This is a genomic window from Micromonospora sp. (assembly GCF_048594385.1).
GTDB classification, from domain to species: Bacteria; Actinomycetota; Actinomycetes; order Mycobacteriales; family Micromonosporaceae; genus Micromonospora; species Micromonospora wenchangensis.
In genome coordinates this window covers 1-5,395 of record NZ_JBMDWU010000006.1, presented here as the reverse complement: position 1 = coordinate 5,395, position 5,395 = coordinate 1, and the positions used below count along the sequence as shown (strand labels likewise).

Here is a 5,395-nt window from a genome sequence, read left to right as displayed (position 1 = left end):
GGCGCTTCGCCCGTTCGGCCCGCGCGGCCCGCGCCGCCGCCTGCGCGTCCCGGGCCCGTCGCGCCCCGCCCCGGTCGGCCTCCCGCTGCGGTACGACGTCCGCCTCCCCGCCGCCGGCACGCTCCACCCCGCCACCGGCAGCCGCCTCAGCGCCGCCGGTGACCAGTCGGAGCTGCGGGCGGGGCACCTCGCCGAAGCCGGAGTGGTGCACCGCCTTCAGCAGCCGTCCGGTGCGGACCTGTTCGGCGACCGTGGCGTCGGCGAGCGCCGCGTGCAGGGTGGCCTCGACCTCGGCCAGCGGGAGCCGGGCAGCGGGCGGCGCCTCGGGAAGGCCGGCGGCGATCCGGCGTACCTCGGTGACCAGGGCGGCGACCAGTTCCCGCCGCTGGGCGGACAGTTCCCGCAGCCGGGGGCCCTTGAGGTCACGCTGGGCGGTGCGCAGCGCCTCGGCCAGCGGCCCGAGGTCGGCGACCAGTTCGGGACGGTCCAGGGCGAGCAGGTTCACCAGCCAGGCCGCCACCGTGGGTCGTTTCCAGCCGGCGATCCGCCGGGCGGTGGCCGGGTCGCCGGCCTGGCGGGCCTCGGCGACGGCGGCGTCCCGGGCGGCGACGAACCGGTCGGGCGGGGTGCGGTAGAGCTGCCGGGCCAGCTCGGACTCGTCGACGGCCACGGTTCAGGCGTCGATCCGACTGCCCGGCTCCAGCCGCTGGTAGTCGGTGCGGGACAGCGCCGTGTACTGCCGGTCGAGCACGCCGTAGCCGTTGTCGTTGAGCAGCGCGTCGTGCAGGGCGTACGCCCGGCGCGGGGCGACCGCCCGGATGAAGTCGACCACCTCGGAGAACTTCGACCAGGGCGCGTGGATCGGGGCGAAGAGGGTCTGCACCTCGACGTCGGTGGGGACGTGCAGCGCGTCGCCGGGGTGGTAGACCGTGTCGTCGAACAGGTAGCCGACGTTCTCCACCACCGGGATGTCGGGGTGGATGACGGCGTGCCGGCCGCCGACGGCGCGGACCGGGATGCCGGCGGCGGTGAAGGTGTCGCCCGGGGCGACCGGGGTGAGGGCCTGCGCCGCGTCGCCGAGGACCGCCCCGAGCGCGGCCGGCCCGTACACCGGCAGTGGTGCCCGGTCCAGCCGCCGGGTGAGCGCGGCCACGTCGAGGTGGTCGGGATGTTCGTGGGTGACCAGCACCGCGTCCGCCCCGTCCAGCGCCGCCGCCTCGCTGAACACGCCGGGGTCGACGACCAGCACCGCCCCGTCGCGTTCGATGCGGAGGCAGGAGTGCGTGTACTTGGTGAGCCGCATCGTGACTCCTCGAATATCGAATCGTGATGTCCTCAGCGCAGTCTGCCGGAACCGGAGCGGCCGTGCGCCGCGTCCGAGCTATCGCCCCGGAACCGGGGGGACGGACGACGACGGGAGCGGGGATGACACTGAGGACGGCGAGAACCGGGGCGCGGGCCCTGGCGGCTATGGGGCTGGCGGTGCTGCTGCTGGCCGGGTGCGGGGCGGCCGACCGCGACGGCAGTTCGGCCGGTTCCGCGCCGCAGGAGAAGGCGCCGGCGCAGGGGGCGCCGGGGGGCGCGGCACCGGACCGGGACGCGGCGGCGGGACAGGCCGGTACGGGCGCTGCCGACCTGCGCGTCGACCAGCGGGCGATCATCTACACCGGAACGATGCGGGTGCAGGTGGACGACGTGGAGGCGGCGGCACGGCGGGCGGTGGCGGCGGTCACCGCCACCGGCGGGTTCGTCGGCGGGGACCAGCGGCGCAGCGTCTCGGCGTCCGCGCAGGCGGAACTGGAGCTGCGGGTGCCGGCGGCGAAGTTCACCGCGCTCGTCGACGAGCTGGCCACCTACGGACGGCAGCAGCGCCGCGAGATCCGTACCCAGGACGTCACCGAGGAGACCGTCGACCTGGACGCCCGGATCACCACGCAGCGGGCCCGGGTGGACAGTGCCCGGCGGCTGTTGGCCCGCGCCAACACGGTGTCCGAGCTGGTCTCGCTGGAGAACGAGGTGAGCCGCCGGGAGGCGGATCTGGCCTCGCTGGAGGCGAAGAAGCGTCGGCTGGCCGACCTGACGGCGCTCTCCACGGTCACGGTGACCTTCGTCGGCCGGGACGCCTCGACGGCCGACGACGGGCAGGAGGAGGACCGGACCGGTTTCATGGTGGGCCTGCGCGGTGGTTGGACCGTCTTCCTCGCCTCGATGGGCGTGCTGCTCACCGTGCTGGGGGCGTTGCTGCCCTGGCTGCTGCTCATCGGGTTGCCCGTGACGGTGGCCGTGGTGCTGCTGCGTCGGCGACGCCGCCAGCGGCGGCCCGCGCCGCCGGTGGGACCGGGCGGCGGGGGACACCCGCCGATGCCTGGTGGACCGGGCGGCGGGGGCCACCCGCCGGTGTCTAGCGGACCGCCGCCAGTGCCCGCAACGCGGTCTGCACCATGAGCCGCACCCCGACCGGGATGGCCCGCTCGTCGACGTCGAACGACGCGCGGTGCAGGTCGACGGTGGGGCCGCCGACCCGGCCGACGCCGAGCCGGGCCAACGCGCCGGGGACGTGTTCGAGGTACCAGGAGAAGTCCTCACCGCCCATGCTCTGCGGCGTCTCCGCGATCCCCTCCGGGCCGAGCGCGGCGGCGGTGGCGGCGGTGAGGATGCCGATGGCGCGGGCGTCGTTGCTGACCGGCGGCCGGCCGCGCAGGTATTCCAGGTCGACGGTGGCGCCGGTGGGCGCGATGACGTCCCGGACGACCTGAGCGACGATCTGGGGGGCCCGCTCCCAGGTGTCGCGGTCCATCACCCGCAGGGTGCCGGCCGCGCACGCCTCGGACGGGATGACGTTGTACCGGGTGCCGGCCGAGGCGTGGCCGAACACCAGCAGCAGCCCGCTGTTGGCCGGCACCCGGCGGGTGACCAGGGCCGGAACCTCGGTGACCAGGCGGCCGAGCGCGTCGACCAGGTCGACGGTCAGGTGCGGACGGGCGGTGTGCCCGCCGGGCCCGCTGAGTCTCACGGTGACGTTGTCGGCCGCCGCGGTGATCGGGCCGACCCGCAGCCCCACCTTCCCCACCGGCTGGTTGGGGTCGCAGTGCAGCGCGAAGATCTGGACGACGTCCTCCAGGCCACCGGCCTCGATGACCTCCAGCGAGCCGCAGGGCAGGATCTCCTCGGCCGGCTGGAAGATCAGCCGGACCCGGCCGTCGAGCTGGCCCGCGTCGGCGAGCTGGGCCAGCAGCATGCCGACGCCGAGCAGCACCGCGGTGTGCACGTCGTGACCGCAGGCGTGGCAGACCCCCTCCACGGTGGACCGGTAGGGGACCTCCTTGGGGTCGGTCAGCGGCAACGCGTCGATGTCGGCGCGGAGCGCGACGACCGGACCGTCCGGCCGCCCGTCGATGTCGCAGATCACCCCGTTGCCCTTGGGCAGCAGTCGGGGGTGCAACCCGGCGAGGGTGAGTTCCCGGGCGATCAGCGCCGCCGTCTCGAACTCCTCCCCGGACAGTTCCGGGTGGGAGTGGAGGTGGCGGCGGGTGGCGATCAGACCGGGCACCCGCAGCGCGAGCAGGTGATCCAGATCGTGGGGCAGGGGCTGGGACCCGGACGGCGCCTCCGGCCAGGACGACGCCAGCTGGCTGCCGTTCGGCAGCGTCAACGCACTCGTCACGTCGAATTCTCGATCACTAGAAATGGATGGATCTTCAGGGAGGACAGCAGACAGCCTAGACCTCCGATGGTGACGCTGCGCAACCTCGTTACGGTAGCGATCAGAGCGCACAGCGTCACGTAAGCCCTGGTGAGAGGGCTCGAATATCTGCGGGACAGCAGGTAGATCGCGGTCGGACGCCGTCATCTGCCCCCCACCTCCTACAACGCGTAACCGATTGGGCGGTCGCGAAATCGGCGTCGATCCGGGGCCGTCGTATCCGAATTGTCGCATTGGTCGCCCCGGTTGGCCGCCGGTCCGACAATTAGCCGACGCCGTCGGGTGGTCAACCGGTTCCCGACGGTGACACGGCGTCTCCGGGCCCGCCCGGACATGCTGTCCGTCCCGTTCACCCGCACGGGTTTACCCACGAACCCCGCACCGCACGCCCCGGCCGCGCGGACCACCCACCAGCCGGACGAACCGACCGTCACACCACCGCCAGGTTGTCACCGACGGTAGCCCCGCCCCTCTCGCCTGGCGACCCCTAACGGCCCCGACCGGACGACGACGGCGACCCCTGCCGGCAGCGGGCTGCCGGCGGAGGTCGCCGTGTGGATCAACGTCGGGCGGCGGCGCGCCCGTCGGGTCGCGGGCGGTGCACCGGCCGGACCGCGGCGGTCCGGCCGGGATCAGAAGCGGTCGCTCGGACGGTACGTCCCCCAGACCTGGCGCAGCGTGCCGCAGACCTCGCCCACCGTGGCGCGGGCCCGCAGCGCCTCCTTCATCGGGTAGAGCACGTTCTCGTCGCCCTCGGCGGCGGCCCGCAGCTCGGCCAGGGCCCGGTCGACCGCCGCGCCGTCCCGCTCGGCCCGCAGCCGGGCCAGCCGCTCCGCCTGGGTCGCCTCGATCGTCGGGTCCACCCGCAGCGGCTCGTACGGCTCCTCGGTGTCGATCTGGAAGCGGTTCAGCCCGACCACCACCCGCTCCCCCGCGTCGATCTGCTGGGCGAACCGGTAGGCCGACTGCTCGATCTCCCGCTTCTGGAACCCGGCCTCGATCGCGTCCACCGCCGAACCGTGGTCGAAGACCCGGTCCATCAGGTCGTTGACCGCCGCCTCGATCTCGGCGGTCATCGCCTCCACCACGTACGACCCGGCGAACGGGTCGACGGTGGCGGTCAGGTCCGTCTCGTACGCCAGCACCTGCTGGGTGCGCAGCGCCAGCCGGGCGGCCTTCTCGGTGGGCAGCGCGATCGCCTCGTCGAAGCTGTTGGTGTGCAGCGACTGGGTGCCGCCGAGCACCGCGGCGAGCCCCTGGATCGCCACCCGGACCAGGTTCACCTCGGGCTGCTGGGCGGTGAGCTGCACCCCCGCCGTCTGGGTGTGGAACCGCAGCATCATCGACTTCGGGTCCTTCGCGCCGAAGTCGTCACGCAGCAGCCGGGCCCAGATCCGCCGGGCGGCCCGGAACTTCGCGATCTCCTCCAGCAGGGTGGTGCGGGCCACGAAGAAGAACGACAGCCGGGGGGCGAAGTCGTCCACCGCCCGCCCGGCGGCCAACGCGGCCCGGACGTACTCCACGCCGTTGGCGAGGGTGAACTCGATCTCGTGCGCGGGCGTCGCGCCGGCCTCCGCCATGTGGTAGCCGGAGATGGAGATGGTGTTCCACTTCGGCACCTCCTTGCGGCAGTACGCGAAGGTGTCGGCGACCAGCCGCAGCGACGGCTTCGGCGGGAAGATGTACGTCCCC

5 protein-coding genes are annotated in these 5,395 nt (G+C 73.8%); 1 reads left to right on the top strand and 4 read right to left on the bottom strand.

The window, feature by feature from the left end; genetic code table 11:
* Positions 1–670, bottom strand: a 670-nt coding sequence (locus ACOJTC_RS00265) for a hypothetical protein (RefSeq protein WP_420115271.1), incomplete at its 3' end; no start/stop codon positions are given.
* A 3-nt stretch (positions 671–673) separates the two neighbouring features.
* Positions 674–1,303, bottom strand: coding sequence for an MBL fold metallo-hydrolase (locus tag ACOJTC_RS00260; RefSeq protein WP_204927449.1), 630 nt, complete (start codon positions 1,301–1,303; stop codon positions 674–676).
* A 122-nt stretch (positions 1,304–1,425) separates the two neighbouring features.
* Between ACOJTC_RS00260 and ACOJTC_RS00255 the strand changes: the two genes are divergently transcribed.
* Positions 1,426–2,445, top strand: a complete 1,020-nt coding sequence (locus ACOJTC_RS00255; protein ID WP_420115270.1) for a DUF4349 domain-containing protein — start codon at positions 1,426–1,428, stop codon at positions 2,443–2,445.
* Here ACOJTC_RS00255 and ACOJTC_RS00250 read toward each other — a convergent pair.
* Together ACOJTC_RS00250 and ACOJTC_RS00245 are read right to left on the bottom strand one after the other, a co-directional pair.
* On the bottom strand, positions 2,402–3,664 hold the full coding sequence (locus ACOJTC_RS00250; RefSeq protein ID WP_363654064.1) for an amidohydrolase: 1,263 nt from the start codon (positions 3,662–3,664) through the stop codon (positions 2,402–2,404). The two genes, ACOJTC_RS00255 and ACOJTC_RS00250, sit on opposite strands and share 44 nt — an antisense overlap.
* 671 nt (positions 3,665–4,335) lie before the next feature.
* Positions 4,336–5,395, bottom strand: a 1,060-nt coding sequence (locus ACOJTC_RS00245) for a methylmalonyl-CoA mutase family protein (RefSeq protein WP_420115269.1), incomplete at its 5' end; no start/stop codon positions are given.

Excerpts from the sequence above, each read along its gene's own strand:
- ACOJTC_RS00255 (WP_420115270.1), top strand. The coding sequence starts at position 1,426 with ATGACACTGAGGACGGCGAGAACCGGGGCGCGGGCCCTGGCGGCTATG.
- ACOJTC_RS00260 (WP_204927449.1), bottom strand. The coding sequence starts at position 1,303 with ATGCGGCTCACCAAGTACACGCACTCCTGCCTCCGCATCGAACGCGAC.